Below are 19,447 nucleotides of genomic sequence, written 5' to 3'. Positions count from 1 at the left end.
GCGCGTCAGAGCCGGACCTCCACGTGCGTCCCGCGCTTCAGATCGTCGAGCCACTTCTGCTTGGCCTTCGTCATGATCTCCGCCTGCAGCCGCTGGAAGACCTCCGGGCGAGCCGCCTCGAGCGTCGTGAAGCGGGACGGCTGGCGGCTCAGGAGCTTCATGACCACGAACGCGTCGCCCGCGCGCATCGGCGCGGTCACGCCGCCCGGCTCGATCGCCATCAGCGCGGCCTCGAGCTCCGGGGCCATCACCTCGCGCTGGCCGGTCGCCGCGGCCTGCGTCCCCTGCGGCGCGCGGACCCCGAGGTCGCCGCCCTCTTCGCGGGTCGCTGTGTCGTCCGAGAACTGCCGCGCGAGCGCCGCGAAATCCTCGCCGCCGCGCGCGCGCTCCGCGAGCGCCGCGGCGAGCGCGCGGCGCTCCTCGACCGCCTCGGCGCTCGATCCGGGCAGGACGCGCAGGACGATCCACGCCGGGTGGTAGTCGCGCCGCCGGCGCTCCTCGCGCACCAGCCGATCGAAGGCGGACCGCACGTCCTGCTCGGTGATGCGCACCCGGCCCTTCACCCGGAGCTGCAGCATCTTCCCCTCGAGGATCTGCCGGCGGATCTCGTCGCGGTACTCCTGATCGGTGAGCCCCGAGCTCGCCCGCGCCATCCGGAACAGCTCCTCGACCGTCACTTGCTCCGCGGCCGCGATGTTCCGGAAGGCGTTCTCGATCTCCTCGGAGGTCACGCGGATATTGGCCTTCTCGGCGGCCTGCCCCTCGAGCTCCTCGTCCACCATCTTCTGGAGGAGATCGCGGAAGACCTGCGACTCGGCCGCCGCCTGCTGCGCGCCCGGCGGGACCCGGGCCTGGATCTGCAGCAGGAAGGGGCGAGCCCGCTGCCGCAGATCCGAGAGCAGGATGGCGCGATCGCCGACGACGGCGACGATCCGCTCGCTCACGACCGCGTGGGCGAGCGGCGAGGCGAAGGCGGCGGCGGCGACGAGCCCGGCGAGCGCGAGGCGGAGCGGAACACGCATCGCGCGCCTCTACCACTGGGCCCCGGGCGGTTCCACGCGTTTCCGGCCCCGCGCGGCCCGGGCTCAGCCGGAGCCGGGGTACACCGTCCGACGGGACGCACGCTCGCGGACGGCCTCGCGCGCGAGCGCGTCGGCGCGCTCGTTGAGCACCACGCCCGCGTGCCCCGGCACATACACGAGGCGCGCGCGCGGCCGCGCGGCGAGCGCCTCGCGCAGCGAGGCGATGAGCTCGGCGTTCGCCTTCGCCTTCCACCCCTTCTGGAGCACGCCGATCGAGTACTGGCTGTCCGTGTGGATGACGATGGGCCGCCCCGGCTCCTCCACCTCCTCGAGCGAGCGGAGGATCGCCGTCAGCTCGGCGATGTTGTTGGTCGCGGTGCCGAGGAACTCGCTGCGCTCGATCCGCCGGCCGCCGTCGATGATCACCACGCCGAGCCCCGCCGGCCCCGGGTTCCCCGAGCACGCCCCGTCCGCGTAGACGATGACGGCCCCTTCCGGGACGGGCGCCGCGCCGGACTCCCCCCGCGCCGGCGCCTTGCGCTGCGCGCGCCCGGCCGGCGCCGGGGCGGCCGCGCCCGCCTCGGGCTGCTCGCCGGCGCGCGCCTTCACGACCGCTTCCGCAGGCCCACAGGTGTCGTCGGGCAAGACCTTCGGGTCGACCACGGTCAGGTTCTCGGCGCGCGCCTTGTATCTGCGGCCGTCGTGCGGCTTGTAGCGGATCTCGACGCCACCGCCCTCCTCCGCGACAAAGGCGCCGGCGGCGTCGGCGCGAGCATAGACCGTTTGACCTCGAAGCGATGCGCGGACCCAGGGCACGGGCGCACCCTGGCATGGATCGAAGGCCGCCGGTACGGGGACCATGCCAGGCGAGCGCGGCCGATCGGGCCGGCCGGGCGCGGCCGCGCCTGCCCTCGTCGCAGCCCTCAAGGCGCGCTCGGCGGGCGGCCCGCGCGCGGCGGCGCCGCCCTGCGATCACGGCTCGATGCAGAGCGCGAGGGACCACGCGGTCAGCGTGCCGGAGTCGGACCCGGCGTCGTCCCCGACCCGGAGCGTCCACGTGCCGTTCGCCGGCCCCGAGAGGAAGGCCGCGAACGACGCCTCCGGGCGGAAGCAGCCGCGGAACGGCGCCATCGCTCCCGTGACCGCGGTCGCGCAGCCCATGTCGAAGACGGTCTTCCGGTAGTTGTCGCCGGAGCCGCCGTTGTCGCTCGACACATCGACCGTCGTACCCGACGGAGAGGTGAGCGAGATATCGAGATCTCCGTCGAACGAATGCGCGATATCGAGCTCGAGCGTCACGCGCCGGATCGTGCCCCTCGAGACGACCGGGAGGACGCTGGCAGCGACAGCGCGATCCGTGACGGTCTTGGGTATGTCCGTGGACGACTGCACCCACAGCACCTGCCCGGGCGAGCACGCGCCGACGGCATTGTCGCAGCCGAGCGCGCAGTCCGGGTCGGCGCAGTCCGTCTCGCCATCGAGGTCGTCGTCCTCCGCGTCGCCGCAGTTGCGCTCCTTCGAGTACGAGCACACGCTCGGCGTGCCCCGGCAGGTGTACCTCGCTTCCACGACGCAGCCCGCGCTGCAGCCGTCACCGCTCGACGTGTTGGCGTCGTCGCAGCCCTCGACGCCGTCCCGCACGAAGCCGTCGCCGCACCTCGCGGCGCGGCAGGTGATGGGGCAGGCGTCGGTGCTGCTCGTGTTTCCGTCGTCGCACTCCTCGCCGGCCTGGATCACGCCGTCGCCGCAGCCGTCGAGGAGGCACCCTGGGCTGCACCCGTCGCCCGCGTTCCGGTTCCCGTCGTCACACGCCTCGACGCCGGCGCGGACGAATCCGTCGCCGCACACGGCGCGCGCGCAGCTCGTGGGGCAGGCGTCGGTGTTGTTCGCGTTGCCGTCATCGCACGCCTCGACGCCCGCGCGGACGAACCCGTCCCCGCACGAGGCGGCGACGCACGTGGTGAGGCACGCGTCCGTGTTGCTCGTATTGCCGTCATCACACGCCTCGGCGGCGGTGTTGACCACGCCGTCGCCGCAGACCGGCGCGGCGCAGGTGCCTGCCGAGCTGCACACGTGGCTCAGGCAGTCGCGCCCGACGGCGCAGCGCATGCCGGCGGCGCACCCGACGCACGCGGGGCCGCCGCAGTCGATGTCGGTCTCCGCGCCGTTCCGGACGACGTCGGTGCACGACGGGAGGCACGTCGTCCCTGAACAGCGGCCGCCCAGGCAGTCGCCGTCCGCGGCGCACGCCTTGCCGGTGGCGCAAGGCGAGCACGCCGGTCCGCCGCAGTCGACGTCGGTCTCCGCCCCGTTCGTCGCGCCGTCGGTGCACGACGACGCGCGGCACCTGCCGTCCTCGCAGATCCCGCTCCGGCAGTCCGCGCCGGTGAGGCAGGCCTCGAGATCCGCGCACGGCACGCAATCCGAGCCGCCGCAGTCGACGCCGGTCTCGGCGCCGTTCGTCGCGCCATCGCCGCAATCGGGCGCGACACAGCGGTTCTCGACGCAGACGTTGCTCAGGCAATCGCCGGCGACGAGGCACTCGACACAGGCGCCGTTCCCATCGCAATAGCGCGCTCCGGTCGCGTCGGGTCCGCCGCACTCCGTCGTCGCCGGCGCCGGAAGGTTCTTCGGCGCCCCGGCGACGCAGACGTCGGCCGAGCACGGGTCTCCGTCGGAGAAGGCGTCTTGGTCGTCATCGAGCTCGATCACGGCGCCATGCCCATCGCAAACGCGCGCCTTGCAGTCGCCCAGGACCTGCTCGCCCACGGGCTTTCCCCGCGGCGCGGCGTCGAGGCCGCACCGGCCGCCTTCGCACGTGCGCCGCTGACACGCGCCGTCGACGCCGGGACAGTCCGCGGCCGTGGCGCAAGGCGCGGCTTCCCCTCCGCCCCCGCCGTCCTCGCCGCCTCCGCCGCTCCCGCCGCTCCCGCCCTCGCCGGCCTCCGGCCCCGACGCCTGCCGGGGACGATCGCAGTCGACCGCGATCAAGGCAGCAGCGATGACGAGCGGCGACAGGACCTTCGTGAACGGAGCGCTTCTGAAGAGGTCCGCTCGCACTGACACCTCGATTCCTCCGCTTCTGGCGGGAACGGCGACGTCCCTTCAAGGCTCGATCCGAGCCTGACGGACGCGCAGGCGGTCGTTCATCGGCGCACTAGACTGATATGGAATCGAGAGGACGCCAGCAGCCAAACTGCTCGGGAGAGCCCCTATCGCGACGCGCGGCGCCCGCAGCGCGCCGGGCCCTCCACAACGCCCATGACGGCGGACAGCGCGCCGAGGAGTATGCGGCCCGGGCGCCGGATGAGCTCCAGCGTCGACCAGGAGACGAGGCGCCCGCGAGCACGACGGGGCGCGGGCGCACTGCATGCCGCATGCCGATGTGAGGCAGCCCTCTCACCTCCGAGCAGCGCGCCCGGCAGATGCTTGACATCCCCAAGCCGTTCTGGATTTCATTCCTTCTTCTGCATCCGTTCGGGATACCACCTTGCTCCTCCGAGCCGCTCTGGATTTGATTCTCTCTCAAGCTGTCCCCGCTGGCGGAACCCATGTGCGCTCTCCTGCCCACCACCGGCCTCGATCCACGCAGGCGTAGGCGATGCAACCACTGCTGAGCACCTCGCTCCGCCCTGTATGGAGCAATCTACGCGCGACCCGAGCCTCGGTACGCGAAGCCCTCGCGCAGTACCCGAGCGCGCTCGTGGACGCGGCAGAGATGGCGGCCTGCGAGCTGCTGGAGAACGCCATCAAGTACGGCGAGGAAGTCCCCGCAGCGCGCGCCATTCGCTTCACGCTCAGCATGACCGAGGACAGGATCGAACTCGTCACGATCAACGGCTGCACCGATCACGGATCGGTCAATCGGCTGCTCTGCCGGATAGAGTCCCTGCGCAGCGCCCCCGACAAGACGGAGCTCTACATCGAACAGCTCCACGAGCTGCTCGCCAGCCCGCGCGACGGCGCCAACGTAGGGATCTACAGGATCACGATGGAAGGCGGCTTTGCGCTCGACGCGACGTACGCAGACGAGACGGTCACCGTGACAGCCACCAGGAGAATCCATGACCGAGTCGACATTTGAGCGCGACGGGCTGAAAGTGCGCATCTCGGTGGCCGCGGACTCGTCGCGAATCGAATGGTCGGGCGTCAGCGACATCCGCAGCCCCGCCATGTTCCTCAATCCTCTCTTCGAGGACTGGACCGGGAAGACCAAGAACACGGTCGTCACGGTGGATCTGACCAGGCTCGAGTACATGAACTCGGCCACGGTGAAGCCCCTGGTGGATCTGATAAAACTGCTGGATCAGACCAGCCTCGGCGTGGTCGTCGTCTTCCGCGACAACGACTGGCAGCGAGCGCACCGCAACTGCATGTCGGCGCTGGCGCGCACCCTGAAAAAGACAAAGGTGCAGTGATCTGGGGTGACCAGACCATCAGCGCGCGTGCAGCCCAGCTCTTGGAGCGAGACCGATCCCCATGAATCCACCATGATCACCTTGTCCGACCGGTACACCCTGAACGCGAAGGTGCGCGAGACCCAGAGCTCCGAGGTTTACCGCGGCTACCGCACAATCGACGGGGCGTCGGTGCTGGTCAAGCTGCTCAGGAGCGAGCGGCCGACGGCGCTCGAGCTTGCGCGCCTCCGCCATGAATATGACGTGTTGACGTGGCTCGACACGCCCGAGGTCGTCAAGGCCATCGGGCTGGAGCGGCACGGGCACGGCCTCGCCCTGGTCATGGAGGACGCGGGCGACGCGTCCGTCGACAAGCTGATTCGATCGGGCCGCCTGGCTCTGCCGCGCGCGCTCGAGCTGGCGCTGGCGATGGCGCGGACGCTCGCGGCGGTCCACCGCAGGCACGTCATTCACAAGGACATCAAGCCCCATCACTTCTTCGTCACGGACGGCCCGAGCTCGCTCGTGCTCGTCGACTTCGGGATCGCGACCCGCCTCTCCCAGAAGGTCGACGCGCTCTCGGGGGTCACGCAGCTGGAAGGCACGCTGGCGTACATCGCGCCCGAGCAGACGGGGCGGATGAACCGGAGCGTGGACTTTCGAGCCGATCTGTATTCGCTCGGGGTCACCCTGTACGAGCTCTTCACCGGCGCGCTGCCCTTCGACGCCAGCGATCCGCTGGAGCTGGTGCACAGCCACATCGCTCGCAGCCCCCGGGCGCCCGTGGCATCCAGGCCGGACCTGCCGCCGGTCCTGTCGGACATGATCCTCAAGCTGCTCAGCAAGACCGTGGAGCAGCGCTACCAGACCGCAGCTGGGTTGCAGCACGATCTGCAGCGCATTCTGGATCAGGTGAAGCGGGCTGGCGCGGCGGAGGTCTTCGGTCTGGGCCAGCGCGACAGATCCGATGAGCTCTCGATCCCCGAGAAGCTCTATGGCCGGGAGCGCGACCTCGATGCGCTCCTGGAGGGCTTCGGCCACGCCAAGCAGGGCAGGAGCGAGCTCGTCCTCCTGTCCGGACAGGCGGGCGTCGGGAAATCCGCGCTCGTCGAGGAGCTGCACCAGCACATCCTCGGCCGGGCGTACTTCGGCGCAGGAAAGTTCGACTCCCTGGCGCGGAGCGTCCCCTACGGCCCAATCGCCCACGCTTGCCGTGCTCTCGTCCGGTCCGTGCTCGCGGAGCCCCCGGGCGTGCTCGAGCAGCGGCGGCGTGAAATCCTCGAGGCGGTCGGCCCGAACGCGGGTCTCCTCACCGATCTGATCCCCGAGCTGAAGCACGTCGTCGGCGAACACCCCCCCGTGCCGGCGCTGGGGCCGACCGAGTCGCAGCGCCGCTTCGAACATGTCTTCTTGAGCTTTCTAGGTGCGCTGGCGGCTGAAGAGCACCCGCTGGTGCTCTTCCTGGATGACCTGCAGTGGGCGGACGCCAGCTCGACCCGCCTCTTGCTGCACGTGCTGACGGCCGCCGGCGCGCGCCACGTGCTCGTGATCGGAGCTTACCGGGAGCTCGAGATCGACGCCGCGCACCCGCTGTCTCTGTTGCTCCAGGAGCTGCGCCAGGCCGGCGTCCGGAGGCGTGAGATCACGCTCGGCCCGCTCGGGCAGCCGGACATCGCGCACCTCCTCAGCGACACGCTCGGGTGCGGCTTCGAGGCGGTGAGCGGGCTCAGCGCTGCCTTGCTCGAGAAGACCCGCGGAAACCCCTTCTTCCTCGCGCAGTTCTTGACCGCGCTGCACCGAGACGGCCTGCTGCGCTTCGACCACGCGGACCTCGCCTGGAGGTGGGACACGGGGCGGGTGTGGGAACGGCTGGCGACGGACAACGTGATCGATTTCATGGTGTCCGAGCTGCGGAGATTGCCGCAGTCGAGCCAGGACGTGCTGCGCTTCGCCGCGTGCGTGGGGCATAACTTCGACATGGCCACGCTGGCCGTCGTGTCTCAGCGCTCTCACAGCGACGTGGCGGACCACCTCTGGGAGGCGCTGCGCCAAGGGTTCATCGCCTCGCTGGACGGCAAATACCGCTACAGGGCCGAGGCTCATCACGACGCGACCGGGAGGGTCGACGGCGCGCTCGACGCCACGTTCCGCTTCTCGCACGATCGCGTCCAGCAGGCGGCCTACTCGCTGTTCGGCCCGGAGGAGCGGGACGCCGTCCACCTGCGCATCGGTCGGCTGCTGCGGGAGCGCGGCGGCGCAGATCCGGGCGATCGTGAGCTGTTCGCGATCGTGGATCACTTGAACCGCGGCGCGCGCCTGATCGTCGAGCCGGCCGAGCGGCGCGGGCTCGCGCGCTTGAATTTGAACGCTGGCCGCAAGGCGCGCGCTCGCGCGGCGCCCGACGCGGCGGTGCACTACCTGAGGGCGGCGCTCGACGTGCTCGGGGAGACGGGGTGGATTGAAGAGTACGAGGTCGTCTGCGCCGCTCACCTGACCATGGCGGAGTGCGAGTACCTGACCGGGAACCTGGACTCCGCGTTCGGGCTGCTCCAGGTCGTGGAGCGGAACGCGCGGTCGGTGGTGGATCGGGTCATGGGGCGCAACCTCGAGGTGCTCCTGCTCACCAACACAGGCAGGCTCGACGTCGCGTGCGCGAAGGGCATCGACGCGCTGAGACTCCTGGATCTGGAGTTGCCTCCTCTGGAAGACAAGACGGCTCTCGGCGCGGCGATCGGCGCCGAGTTCGGAGCGTATCAATCCGCGATAGCGGAGTCGGAGATCGAGTCTCTGGAGACGGTGTCGGTGATGAGCGACGCCCGCGAGCTCGCGGTGCTCCACACCCTGGCCACCAGCATTCCGGCAGCGTTCCAGGCCATTCCAGAGCTTCATTTCCTCCTCGTGCTCAAGGGAGTCCAGCTGCTCCGTCAGGGCACGGCGCCGCTCGCGGGCTTCTTCTATGCGCAGTACGCGATCGTCCACCTCGCCATCACGGGCAGCCGGGAGCACGCGTTTCGCTTCGGCCGGCTGGGCCTGGAGCTGGCTACCCGTGGGGGCAGTCCGGCCAGCAAGGGCCAGGTTCATTTCCTGTTCGGGGTCTTCATCGCCCACTGGCGTCAACACATATCGCACAGCCTGGAGGTGTTGCGGTCAGGGCTGAGGATCAGCCTCGAGATGGGCGACCAGATCTACGCGTCTTACTGCGCTGCGTTCATCCTGTACTATCGCATGTATGCCGGCGAGAGCTTGCACGACCTGGAGGACAGCCTCTCGACCGCCCGCGACCTCGCGGACAGGACGGGTGACGTCGTCAACCAGGGCATCTGCAAGGTCGCCCAACAGGCCATCCGTGCGCTGACTGGCCAGACTCGACACCCCGCGACCCTGGAGAGCGCGGATTTCGACGAGAGCGCCTTCATGGCCTCTGCGCCGCTGCCGACGCTGGCGATTTACGGGGTCGCGAAGACGACCGCCCAGTATCTCGCTGGCCGCTTCCGGGATGCCCTGGCCACCAGCGACAGCTGCAAGCTGGTCCCTGGCTTCTTCTATCACGCCGAGCACGTCTTCTATCGGGCGCTGATCCTGGCCGAGCTGACCCGCACGGCGGCTCCGAAAGAGCGCGCCGGACTCCTGGACCGCCTGCGCGCCGACGCTGCCACGCTCGAAGCCTGGGCGCAGTCCTCGCCCGCCAACTTCGCGCACCGCGCTGCGCTGGCGCAGGCGGAGATCTCGCGGATCGAGCGGCGCACCGAAGGCGCGCTGGATCTGTACGATCGCGCGATATCCCTCGCCCAGGAGCACGGCTTCGCGCACGCCGAGGCCATTGGCAACGAGCTGGCTGGCCGATTTCACCTGGACGAGCGCAGGAGCAAGGTAGCGGGCGCCTACCTGGCCGAAGCGATCTACGTGTACCAGCGCTGGGGTGGGACGTGCAAGGTCGAGGAGCTGAAGTCGAAATACGCTCACGTGCTCCGGAGCAGCGCGGCGCGCTCATCCCCCCTCAATCCAGCAGACGAAACGGCAGCGAGCCTGCCAAGGACGACAAGCCAGACGACCGGCCAGACCTCCAGCACGCTTCGTCCCGGCGAGAGCCTCGACCTCACGGCGGCCATCCGCGCGACCGAGGCGATCTCCACGGAGCTCGTCATCGATCGGCTGCTCGAGCGGCTGATGCGGACGCTGCTCGAGAACGCCGGAGCGCAGCGAGGGTGCTTGATCCTCGATCGCGCCGGGGTGCTCACCCTGGAGGCGAGCATGACCATCGATCCCGATACGATAAAGCTCGACGCCCGTGCGCTGCGGGGCGGCTCGGAGGTCCCGGAGTCGCTCGTGCGCTACGTGGCGCGCACGGGCGAGCTGACGGTCCTCACGGACGCGCACCGTGACATGCGCTTCGCCTCTGACCGGTACTTCACGCAGGCTCGGCCCAAGTCGGTGATGTGCGCTCCGATGCTCCAGGGCGGAAAGGTCACCGGCGTCCTGTACCTGGAGAACCGTATCACCGCGGAGGCGTTCAGCCCTGCACGGTGCGGGCTCTTGCAATTCCTCGCGACGCAAGCCGCCGTGTCCCTCGAGAACGCGATGCTCTACGGGCGGCTGGAGGCCGCATCGCAGGAGCTCCGGCGCGCGAACGAGAACCTCGAAGCGCTCGTCGCCGAGCGCACCGCCGAGCTAAGGCGCCTGGTCGCGGAGCTGTGGAGCGAGATGGATCTCGCGCGCAAGATTCAGACGGTGCTCCTTCCGCAGCAAAGTCGTCTGAAGGACTACGACATGGCCGCCCTGATGACGCCGGCCGAGAGCGTCGGCGGCGACTACTACGACGTGGTCCAGACGGGCGGGAGCAGCTGGGTCCTCATCGGCGATGTATCCGGCCATGGTGTCACCGCCGGCCTGACGATGATGATGGTCCAGACCGCCGTACGGACCATCCTGACGACGTCGCCGCGCGACGGCGAGCCTCTCACCCCTGCAGTCGTGCTGAGCCGGGCGAACCGCGCGGTCCGGGAGAACCTGCTCCGCGTGAGCCCCGATCAGTACATGACGATCGTCGCGCTGGAGCTCGGCCGCGGGGCGGTCCGCTACGCAGGCCTCCACCTGGACATCTTGATCTACAGGGCGCTCTCCAACACGGTGGAGCTCGTCGAGACCAGCGGGATGTGGATCGGGATCGAGGACGACATCACGGCGCTGCTCCGGGACGACGTGATAGAGATAGGCGCCGGGGACACGATGCTGCTGTACACCGATGGGCTCACGGAGTCTGTCACCCCCGCAGGCGGAATGCTGGAGACCCAGGGGCTGGCAGAGCGGTTCCAAGCGCTCGCGGCGCAAGGGTTATCGCCGAGCACCATCGTGAAGGGCCTCGTGGGCCCCATGGCAGGGCAGCGGCTTCGTGATGACGTCACCGTGATGGTGCTCCGCTACTCTCCGACCGAACGGCCGGCGGCTGCGAACTAGGGTTCAGAAGCCCGCTGCGAGCTGCGCATACAGCGCGGCGTACTCCGCCATGATCGTCCTGCTCGCATAGCGGTGCACGGCGCGCCGGCGCGCATCCTCGCCGAGCTGCGCCCGCAGGGAAGGGTCGTCGCGCAGGGAGCGGAGCGCACCCCGCAGCGCCTCCTCGTCTTTCGGCGCCACCAGGAGGGCCACCCGACCGCCCTCGCCCTGGATCACCTCCGGCACTGCGCCGACCGGCGTGACGACGCAGGGCAGGCCGCTGGCCATCGCCTCCAGCAACGCGTTGGGCAGGCCCTCGCCATGGCTCGGTAGACAGAAGACGTCCGCGTCGCGGTAGACCGCGGGCATCGCGTCTTCGGGCATCTCGCCGAGCACGTTCAGGCGGCCCTGCCGCTCGAGCTCCGCGAGCACCTCGTCGAGGCGGCGGGACGGGCCGGCAGCGCCGCCTGCGTCGCGAGGCCCCACCAGCGCGAGGGTCAGGCCATCGACCGCCAGCACGGCCCGCGCGAGCTCGAGGACCCCCTTCTGCGGCGTGACGAGCCCCGCGAAGAGCACCCGCAGAGGCTGGCCGGGCGAGCGCGGCGCGGCTGCGGGGTGGAAGCCGTCGGTGTCGACCGGGTTGGCGATCCGGACGACATGGTTCCCTGGAACCAAGGCCCGTACGTAACACCGCAGCTCCTCCGAGAGCGTGATGACGGCTGCAGCGCGGCCCAGCACGGCGCGCACGGCCTGTCGAGCCGGCCAGGGCAGGGCCCGATGCCAGGCGATGATCTGCGGTGACAAGCGCAGGTGGAGCACGGCGGGCACACCCGCGCGACGACACAGCTCCACCGCGAGGCCGTCGCGCGCGGTCGCCCAGAACAGGGTGGTGCACAGATGGACGACATCCGGCCGGCGTCGCGCGAGCAGACGGTGAAGCGCAGCCAGCGCTTCGCCCGCGCGGACCACGCGCGCGGGGCGAAGCCTGCTCGTGGGGTCGATCGAGGCGCCTCGTGGCGAGGTGTCGATGACGTCCGCCTCGATGCCCGCCGCTGCCGCCGCGTCGAGGTAATTGCGCATCCACCGCGTGATTCCGCCGGCCGGCGGCGGGAGGGGGCCCCAGAGCGCGACGCGCATGTCCCTAGAAGCGCGCCTCGGCCTCGATCTGGTCCCAGCGCTCGCGGAACCACGCCACGGTGCGCGCGAGCCCCTCGCGCAGGCCCGTCCGCGCCTCGAAGCCCAGGACGCGACGGGCCTTGTCGGTCGACGCGACCCGACGGCGCTGCGTATCCCACGCTCGGCGCGCGACGAACCGGACGCCGGCGCGGTTGCCCGTCATTTCATTGATGGCTTTCGCGACGTCGATGATGGCGATCTCCTCGCCAGACGCCAGGTTGAACGCCTCGCCCGAGGCGGCCGGCGCGGCGCCCGCCCGGAGAAACCCATCGACGATGTCGCCCACGTAGGTGAACGAGCGGGTCTCCTCTCCCGTCCCGGTGATCGGCAGCGGCTCGCCGCGCAGGGCCCAGTAGACGAAGTTGGGGATCACATTGCGGTATCGGCCAGGGACCTCGCCCGGACCATACGAGTTGAAGGGGCGCACCCGCACGGTGCTCAGCCCTTCGTGGCCGGCCGAATGATCGCAAAAGTAATTGCAATAGAGCTCGCCGAGCAGCTTGGTCGCCTGGTAAGGCGTGTGGACATCGAGCGCGAGGTGCTCCTCGTGGACGGGCCGCGGCGGGTCGCTGCCGTAGGGCGCGCACCCGGACGAGGCGAAGACGACGCGCTGGGCCCCGCTGCGCTGCGCGTGCTGCAGCACCCGCAAGGTGCCGAGGCCGTTGACCTCGAGATCGCGCTCCGGGTTGTCCACCGAGTTCTGGTTCGCGAACAGCGCGGCGAGGTGGAAGACATGCGAGGGCTGCTCCCGGAACACCGCCGCGAGCAAGCCGTCATCGACGACGCTCCCCTCCACGAAGCGCACGTTGCGCCGCGCCGGGATGCCCCAGCGGGAGGAGGAGGAGAGGTCGTCCACCACGATCACCTCCGCGCCCGCGTCGGCCAGGGCCGCCGTGAGCGAGCCGCCGATCGCGCCCGCCCCTCCGGTCACGATGATCCTCCGGTCCTTGTAAAGCTGCATGGTGCTCACCGTTGTGTCTGTCGTCTCGCCCATGAAACGTTGCTCACCGCAATGCACCGGTGCATTGCGTCCCTCGATAGCCCCCCCAGCCCCGCGCCGGTGCCCGAGGGCGCCGGCGTCTCCACGACGACGCTTCACCGCGCTGCGCGCGCGAAGATCTCCTCATAACGACGCACGAGCGGCTCGCGCGTGAACCAGCGAAGGAAATAGAGCCGGCCGGCCTCCCCCATCGCGCGCCGCGCCTCCGGCGTCATGCCGTGCAACCGCCGCACGGCGTCCGCGAGCACCGCCGGGTTCTCGGGCTCGCAGGCGAGCCCCGCCCCGCTGCTGCGCACCAGATCCGCCGGATCCCCGCCCGCCGCGACGAGCACTGGTCTGGCGGCGGCCATGTAGGCCGGGATCTTCGAGGGGATCGTGATCTCGAAGCGCGGATCGCGCCGGAGGTGCGAGAGCGCCACATCGGCCAGCGCGAAGAAATGCGGCATGCGCTCGTGGGGTTGCTGGCCGATGAAGACGACGTTCGAGAGGGCCCGCGCCGCAGCCTCGCGCCGGAGCCTGGGCGCGTCGTTCCCGTCCCCGACCATCACGAACCGCACGTCGGTGAGGTCGCGCAGCCGATCGGCCGCGTCGAGCACGCTGGAGAGGGCCTGGGCAGGGCCCATGTTGCCGGCGAAGAGGACGACGAACCGCCCTGACAACCCGTGCTCCGCCGCGAGCTGCGGGTCGGGCTCCACCGGCCTGTATATCCGATCGTCGGCCCAGTTCGGGATCAGGTGCACCTTGTCTGTCGACACGCCTTTGCGGGAGAGCTCGCGCTCGAGCCCCGGGCTGATGACGGTGATCGCCGCGGCGCGCCGGAAGAGGGCGCGGTTCACGCGATCGATGCCAGCGAACACGAGCCTGTTATCGAGCATGCCCGAGGCTGCAGCGGTCTCGGGCCACAGATCCTGGACCTCATAGACCCACGGTATCCGGCGGAGCGCGGCGAGCCAGGAGGCGGCGATGGCGTGGCTCGGTGGGGGATTGTGGACCCAGGCGACGTCCGCCGGCCCGGAGAGGGCGGCCCCGAGCAGCGCTGTCGAGGCGGCGAAGCTCGCGTAGTTGAGCGTCCGCCGCACGCGCGATCGGCTGTGATCCGGGTAGCTCGGGAGGCGTATCACCCTGGCGCCGCTCGCGTGCTCCACGTCCCAGAGGCGCTGTCGGTAGCCCGGGTAGGTGCGGCCATGCGGGTAGTTCGGGAACGCGGTCACCACCGTCACCTGGTGCCCGCGCTCGGCCAGCGCCTCTGCGAGCAGATGGGGGCGCGCGACCGGCTCGGGGTGATACCACTGCGACAGGAGAAGAATCTTCACTTCCCGCGCTTCGATGCACCGGAGCTCGCGGGCATTCACGCGATCCACGGCGGACGGCACGGTGATGCCGCTGGCGCCGCGGGTCGCGCCGGACGGCTGCGACGCGCACGCCGGGAGCGCTTCGAGCAGCGCTGCGAAGATGCACCCCCGGCGGCGAACGCCGTCTCGTCAGTACTCGACGTCCTGCTTGAAGATGAGCTCCGAGGACGGCGACTCGGGATTGGCGGTCTTCTCGAGGCTGATGACGAGCTCGAACCGGGTGAGCGGCACGCTCACGTCCTTGAGCTTGCCGGTGCGGGTATCGGGGTCGAAGTTGAGCGCGCCGATCCGCTGCCAGGGCGAGTCGCTGTCCGGGCGCGCCCAGACGACGTAGGCGGTGCTGCTCGAGTCGAGGCGATCGGGCGGCGGGAGGTCCTTCGCGTTGATGTCGAGGCGGGTCATGGCCGCGTCGAAGTTGACGTCGGCGATGATCACGGCGTCCGCGCCCGGCGCCTTCCCGATGCCCTGCGGCGTGTAGCGCAGCGGGCCGCCGCAGCCCGCCATCAGCGCGCACGCAAACGCCACGACAGCGAGCCGCAGCACCCTGGAAACATGTCCTCTCATCTCGGTAGCTCCTCCTTCGTCCCTCTGCTGCGGGCGAAGACGCCTCGCGAACCGCCAGCACCGGCCGGCGGCCGAAACAGCCGCGGCATCATAGCCGCTTTCGGCCACGCCGACGGCGCTCGACGCAGCAGGAGGCGGCCTGGCCCGCCGGACGTGCTCGACACGCCGCCGCCTCGCGCCCCCCGCCGCCTCGCGCGCCCGGCCGGCGAGGCGCCGTCCGCGAGCGCAGTCCAGACCCCCAGCGTCGGGGAAGGGCGCGGATCGGACGGATCGCATGGCGGAGCGCCGCCTATAGACTAAAGTCTCGAAATCGAGATGGATTTGGCACACACACGGCTCGGAGCGCGGGGCGACCGCTGGTCGACCGGGCGCGGAGTCCTCGATATTCGAACGCCCGCATCCGACGTCGTGACGAGGCGCCTCGAGGGGTACGCGTCGCTCGATCTCATCGAGCCGGCGATCAGGCACCTGGAGACCCTCGTCGAGGCGGGCGTGCACCCGGTCGTGTTCGACGATTTCGAGCTCGGCACCGGCTATGACAGCGACGTCCGGGCCAGGCTCACGGCGTGGCACCTGCGGAACCCCGGCAAGCTGAAGGAGGTCCATATCCTCGTGCGGCCGGGGCTCGTCGCCATGGGCGTCACGGTCGCCAACCTCGCCACGGGCGGCCGCTTCAACGTGTACACCGACCGCTCCGCGTTCGAATGGGCGCTCGCTGGCGTGCTGACGACGAGGATCACGGCGGGGCCCGCCTCGTCGGTCCGCGCGCCGTCCCCGCGCTGACGAGCGCCCCCTGGCGCGCGGATAGGCGGATCGCGCGCCCTCGACCCGAGCTCAGGGGTGCTGCACGACCCCGTTCGCCGGAGCACCCCTGGCGCCGAGCGTGATCTCGCTCATCCGCTCCGGGTGCTTTCCTTCGATGCCATCGTAGTGATGGCGGATCGCCGCCATGTCGGCCTCGATGTCGCCCGTCGGGTGGAACACGTGGAGGATCCCGCCCCGCTTCCGGGGAAAGTCGAGGTATCCGAGGAGGATCGGGACGCCGGCGCCGAGCGCGACGTAGTAGAAGCCCGTCTTCCAGCGCTTCGTGCGCGAGCGCGTGCCCTCGGGCGCGATGACCAGGATGAGCTCGTCGCGCTCCTTCAGCACGTCGACCACGGCCGCGACGAGGTTGTTCCTGTCGCGGCGGTCGACGGGGACGCCGCCGAGCCACTTGAAGAAGAAGCCGAACGGCGGCTCGAAGAGGGTGTGCTTGCCGAGCCAGGAGAACTCGAGGTCGAGCACGTAGCTGACCGCGAGCGTGAACGGGAAATCCCAGTTCGAGGTGTGGGGCGCCGCGATGATCACCGCCTTCGACGGGAGCTCCGTGATGCCGTCCACGCGCCAGCCGAACACGGACAACCAGGTGCGGCCGACGAACCGGCGAACGGCGCGGCGCGCGGCGAAAAAGCGTGGAGCGGGTGCGTTCGGCATGGAGGACCTCGACGGTAAGCAGCCGGAGGTTCGTCGCTGCCCAGGTGGAAGTCACGTCACCTTTCCGTCATCCCGCGCCGCTCGATCAACGCCGTTCGATCAACGCCGCTCGATTCCGTGCGGCTTGCCCTCGCCGTAGCCCGCCAGCGTCTGCACCCCGATGACGGCCTTGTCGTGGAGCTCGTCGAGGTTCGCCGCGCCGGCGTAGGTGCACGCGGACTGCACGCCGGTGATCATCTCGATCAGGATGGCGCCGACGCTCTCGCGCCCCTCGTGGATGTAGATCCGCGACGTCGAGATGCCCTCGCGGAAGAAGGCCTTCTTGGCGCGCTCGAACGCGTCGAGCTCGGCGGTGCGCTCGCTGACCGCGCGGGCGCTCGCCATGCCGTAGTTCTCCTTGTAGAGCAGCCCATCGCGGTCCTCCATGACGTCGCCCGGGCTCTCGTACGTGCCGGCGAGCGTCGTCCCGACCATGACGCGCGAGGCGCCGGCGGCGAGGTAGAGCGCCACGTCGCGCGGGTGACGGACGCCGCCGTCGGCCCAGACGCGCTTGCCGTGGCGGCGCGCCTCGCGGGCGCACGCGAGCACCGAGGAGAACGTCGGCCGGCCGGCGCCGGTCTGCATGCGCGTCGTGCACATCGCGCCGGGGCCGACGTTCACCTTCACGATGCCTGCGCCCGCCTCGATGAGAGCCCGCGTGCCCTCCGCCGTGCACACGTTGCCGGCCACGAGCGGGACGGCGTCGCCGACGGCGCTCCGCACCGCGCGGATCGCCTCGATCATCCGGCGCTGGTGGCCGTGCGCGGTGTCGAGCACGATCGCGGAGACGCCGATCTCGATCAGGCGCGCGGCGCTCTGGGCCGCCTGCGCGGAGATCCCGATCGCCGCCGCGACCATGAGCTCGCCGCCGCCGTCGAGCGTCGGCTTCAGCAGCTCGAGGCGCACGGCGTCGTCGCGCGTCAGCACGCCGTGGAGCCGCCCGTCCCCGTCGAGCACGGGGACCGCCTTCACGCGGGCGTCCTCCATCAGCAGGAAGGCCGTCCGGTTCGGCGTGCCGACCGGGATGGTGATGAGGCGCGACGACATGAGCGCGGACGCGGGCGTGTACTGGTCCCGGTCGCGCAGGTCGGCGTGGGTGACGATGCCGATCGGCCGCCGCTCGTCGTCGACCACGACCACCATGTCGTGCGATCGCTTGCGGATGATGCCGTGCACGTCGCGGAGCGTCGCCCGCGGGGAGACCGAGAGGGGCGTGTCGTAGCGCGGGTCGGCGCGCTTGATGTGGCGGACGATGCGCTCGACCGTGTCGAGATCCATGTCCTGCGGGAGCACGCCGAGGCCGCCGAAGCGGGCCATCGTCTCCGCCATCCGCTTGCCGGTGACCGCGTTCATGTTCGCCGAGACGATCGGGTGCGAGCCGCCAGGGAAGTCCGCCGGGCGCAGGTCGGTCTCGAGGCGGGAGCCGCCGGCGAAGTACCCGGGGGTCAGGAACACGTCTTCGAGGGCGAGCTCCAGGCTCTCGTCATGCTCGGGGTGGAGAAAGCGCATGCACAGCTCCGAGGGAGGGGGATGGCGCCGCGAAGGCGGCGCGGCGCGCGCCAGTCTAGTGCCTGACGGTAGGGCGCGGTCGACGCTGGTCGCGCGACGAGCGCCCTCCCCGCCGGCCGACCGCTTTCACGGGGGCTGGCGGGCGCGATGGGTGGAGGACGCGTCGGCGATGACGCGGTCCAGGATCGCGGCGATTCTGGCCGCGGCCGCCTCGGACGACAGCTCGGCGGGCGGAGGCGCCGGGACCGGAAGCGCGCCCGTCTCCCGGAAGCGCGCGAGGTGGCGCGCGAGCGCGGCGGCGATGCCGTCCGCGTCGTCCGGCGCGACGCGCGCGTTGTCGCTCCGGTACGAGAGCAGATCATCGACCTCGCGGTTCGCGGTCACGCTGACGACGGGCATCCCCGACGCGGCGTAGTCGTAGGTCTTGGCCGAGACGCGAAGCACGACGTGGGGGCTGAGCATCGCGAGCAGGACGTGCGCCCGCCTGAGCTCGCCGAGCACGTCGCGCTGCGGGACCGGGGGGAGCGCCTCGATGTACGGCGTGAGCCCCATGCGCTCGAAGCAGGCGCGATCGTGATCGGACATCCGGCCGATCTGCCGGAGGACGACGTCGTCGGACGCGAGCCGCTCGCGGTCGATGAACCGCCGCAGCGCGGCGCCTATCTGGTCGGCGGAGGCCTCCTCGCGGATCGTGCCGAGGTGGAGCACGACGAAGCGGCGGGGCGGCTCGGGCGCCGGCGCTGGCGCGTACAGCGCGAGATCGAAGTGGTTGCGCACGAACGAGGACTTCGGCGTGAGCTCGGGGAAGCGCGCGCGGTAGGCCTCGAGCGCGGCCCGCGTGTTGAAGATCACGTGGTCGGCGCCCTCGAGCCAGCGGCGCTCCAGGCGCGGGACGATGGCGCGCCGGGCCCGCTCGGCCAGGCCGGACGGCGGGCCGTTCCCCGTCTCGTGCAGCGAGTACGGGTCGCGCATGTCGAGGACGAGCGGCACGCCGAGCGCCCGCTTCACATGGAGGCCGACAGGGCAGGCCGAGTACGGCCCGGCGCTCACCACGACGGCCCGCGCGCCGGTGCGGCGGGCCAGGGCCACCGCCGCGCGCGCCCCGCGCGGGGCGTGCGCGATCCAGCGGTCGGTGATCGCCTGGAAGGGGCGGAGCCCGACGAGCGGCCCCGCGCGCCCCGCGGGCAGCGGCGCCCGCGCGCGGAGGGCGCGCAGCGCGGCGCCCACGGCGAGGACGGCCGGATCGAGGTACTCGTCGAAGACCTCGACCTCGGGCGGCAGCGCGGCGAGCAGCCCGTCGTCGCGCTGATCCTCGGGGAAGGTCCCCGACAGGACGGCGGGGCGGAAGCCGTGGCGCGGCAGGTGCCGCGCCAGCTTCACCCAGCGGAAGGCGCCGACGCTCGTCTGGGGAGCGAAGGCGGGGGAGATCAGCAGGAAGGGGCGCACGTTCGATCCTCTCGCGGGCAAGCGGGCGTCCACGAC

General features: G+C 70.8%; 14 protein-coding genes. 4 read left to right on the top strand and 10 right to left on the bottom strand.

Annotated elements, in window-relative coordinates:
- Positions 1-5: 5 nt before the first annotated feature.
- The 3 genes from WMF19_RS05920 to WMF19_RS05910 all read right to left on the bottom strand — a co-directional run bounded on the left by WMF19_RS05920 (position 6) and on the right by WMF19_RS05910 (position 4,088).
- The gene (locus tag WMF19_RS05920) at positions 6-1,022 is read right to left on the bottom strand and encodes a peptidylprolyl isomerase (protein WP_437327829.1); all 1,017 of its coding nucleotides are present in this window, start codon (positions 1,020-1,022) and stop codon (positions 6-8) included.
- A gap of 63 nt (positions 1,023-1,085) precedes the next feature.
- Positions 1,086-1,838 (bottom strand): ribonuclease HI, encoded by a 753-nt coding sequence (locus WMF19_RS05915; RefSeq protein WP_437898161.1) that lies wholly within the window; start codon positions 1,836-1,838, stop codon positions 1,086-1,088.
- Between the two features lie 156 nt (positions 1,839-1,994).
- Entirely contained in the window at positions 1,995-4,088 is a 2,094-nt protein-coding gene (locus WMF19_RS05910) for a DUF4215 domain-containing protein (protein WP_437898160.1), read from the bottom strand.
- A 637-nt stretch (positions 4,089-4,725) separates the two neighbouring features.
- Between WMF19_RS05910 and WMF19_RS05905 the strand changes: the two genes are divergently transcribed.
- The 3 genes from WMF19_RS05905 (at position 4,726) to WMF19_RS05895 (ending at position 10,873) form a co-directional block, all read left to right on the top strand.
- The gene (locus tag WMF19_RS05905; protein WP_437898159.1) at positions 4,726-5,106 is read left to right on the top strand and encodes a hypothetical protein; all 381 of its coding nucleotides are present in this window, start codon (positions 4,726-4,728) and stop codon (positions 5,104-5,106) included.
- Positions 5,087-5,440: a hypothetical protein gene (locus tag WMF19_RS05900; RefSeq protein ID WP_272100544.1), complete on the top strand. Its 354-nt coding sequence runs from the start codon at positions 5,087-5,089 to the stop codon at positions 5,438-5,440. Before WMF19_RS05905 ends, WMF19_RS05900 begins: the two co-directional genes overlap by 20 nt.
- 72 nt (positions 5,441-5,512) lie before the next feature.
- Entirely contained in the window at positions 5,513-10,873 is a 5,361-nt protein-coding gene (locus WMF19_RS05895) for an AAA family ATPase (RefSeq protein ID WP_437898158.1), read from the top strand.
- A gap of 3 nt (positions 10,874-10,876) precedes the next feature.
- Here the strand turns inward: WMF19_RS05895 and WMF19_RS05890 are convergent, their stop codons facing one another.
- The 4 genes from WMF19_RS05890 to WMF19_RS05875 all read right to left on the bottom strand — a co-directional run bounded on the left by WMF19_RS05890 (position 10,877) and on the right by WMF19_RS05875 (position 14,944).
- On the bottom strand, positions 10,877-11,989 hold the full coding sequence (locus tag WMF19_RS05890; RefSeq protein ID WP_437898157.1) for a glycosyltransferase family 4 protein: 1,113 nt from the start codon (positions 11,987-11,989) through the stop codon (positions 10,877-10,879).
- Positions 11,990-11,993: 4 nt separating this feature from the next.
- The gene (locus WMF19_RS05885) at positions 11,994-13,022 is read right to left on the bottom strand and encodes an NAD-dependent epimerase/dehydratase family protein (protein ID WP_437898156.1); all 1,029 of its coding nucleotides are present in this window, start codon (positions 13,020-13,022) and stop codon (positions 11,994-11,996) included.
- A gap of 101 nt (positions 13,023-13,123) precedes the next feature.
- Positions 13,124-14,341 (bottom strand): glycosyltransferase family 4 protein, encoded by a 1,218-nt coding sequence (locus WMF19_RS05880; RefSeq protein WP_437898155.1) that lies wholly within the window; start codon positions 14,339-14,341, stop codon positions 13,124-13,126.
- A 168-nt stretch (positions 14,342-14,509) separates the two neighbouring features.
- Positions 14,510-14,944, bottom strand: coding sequence for a hypothetical protein (locus WMF19_RS05875; RefSeq protein WP_272100535.1), 435 nt, complete (start codon positions 14,942-14,944; stop codon positions 14,510-14,512).
- Positions 14,945-15,352: 408 nt separating this feature from the next.
- Here WMF19_RS05875 and WMF19_RS05870 point away from each other — a divergent pair, with 408 nt between their 5' ends.
- On the top strand, positions 15,353-15,727 hold the full coding sequence (locus tag WMF19_RS05870; RefSeq protein ID WP_272100533.1) for a hypothetical protein: 375 nt from the start codon (positions 15,353-15,355) through the stop codon (positions 15,725-15,727).
- A 51-nt stretch (positions 15,728-15,778) separates the two neighbouring features.
- Here WMF19_RS05870 and WMF19_RS05865 read toward each other — a convergent pair whose 3' ends face one another.
- From WMF19_RS05865 to WMF19_RS05855, 3 genes are all read right to left on the bottom strand, one after another.
- Positions 15,779-16,417: a lysophospholipid acyltransferase family protein gene (locus WMF19_RS05865; RefSeq protein WP_272100531.1), complete on the bottom strand. Its 639-nt coding sequence runs from the start codon at positions 16,415-16,417 to the stop codon at positions 15,779-15,781.
- 99 nt (positions 16,418-16,516) lie between these two features.
- The gene (locus WMF19_RS05860) at positions 16,517-17,965 is read right to left on the bottom strand and encodes a GuaB1 family IMP dehydrogenase-related protein (protein WP_437327822.1); all 1,449 of its coding nucleotides are present in this window, start codon (positions 17,963-17,965) and stop codon (positions 16,517-16,519) included.
- A 126-nt stretch (positions 17,966-18,091) separates the two neighbouring features.
- Positions 18,092-19,411: a glycosyltransferase gene (locus WMF19_RS05855; protein ID WP_437898154.1), complete on the bottom strand. Its 1,320-nt coding sequence runs from the start codon at positions 19,409-19,411 to the stop codon at positions 18,092-18,094.
- Between the last annotated feature and the right edge of the window lie 36 nt (positions 19,412-19,447).

Source organism: Sorangium sp. So ce124, from assembly GCF_051525235.1.
In the GTDB taxonomy this organism is placed as follows: domain Bacteria; phylum Myxococcota_A; class Polyangia; order Polyangiales; family Polyangiaceae; genus Sorangium; species Sorangium atrum.
Note: the sequence above shows the minus strand (reverse complement) of the source record. Positions and strands in the feature narration are given on the sequence as shown.

Excerpts from the sequence above, each read along its gene's own strand:
- WMF19_RS05920 (WP_437327829.1), bottom strand. The coding sequence starts at position 1,022 with ATGCGTGTTCCGCTCCGCCTCGCGCTCGCCGGGCTCGTCGCCGCCGCC.
- WMF19_RS05900 (WP_272100544.1), top strand. The coding sequence starts at position 5,087 with ATGACCGAGTCGACATTTGAGCGCGACGGGCTGAAAGTGCGCATCTCG.
- WMF19_RS05895 (WP_437898158.1), top strand. The coding sequence starts at position 5,513 with ATGATCACCTTGTCCGACCGGTACACCCTGAACGCGAAGGTGCGCGAG.
- WMF19_RS05890 (WP_437898157.1), bottom strand. The coding sequence starts at position 11,989 with ATGCGCGTCGCGCTCTGGGGCCCCCTCCCGCCGCCGGCCGGCGGAATC.
- WMF19_RS05885 (WP_437898156.1), bottom strand. The coding sequence starts at position 13,022 with ATGGGCGAGACGACAGACACAACGGTGAGCACCATGCAGCTTTACAAG.
- WMF19_RS05875 (WP_272100535.1), bottom strand. The coding sequence starts at position 14,944 with ATGAGAGGACATGTTTCCAGGGTGCTGCGGCTCGCTGTCGTGGCGTTT.
- WMF19_RS05865 (WP_272100531.1), bottom strand. The coding sequence starts at position 16,417 with ATGCCGAACGCACCCGCTCCACGCTTTTTCGCCGCGCGCCGCGCCGTT.
- WMF19_RS05860 (WP_437327822.1), bottom strand. The coding sequence starts at position 17,965 with ATGCGCTTTCTCCACCCCGAGCATGACGAGAGCCTGGAGCTCGCCCTC.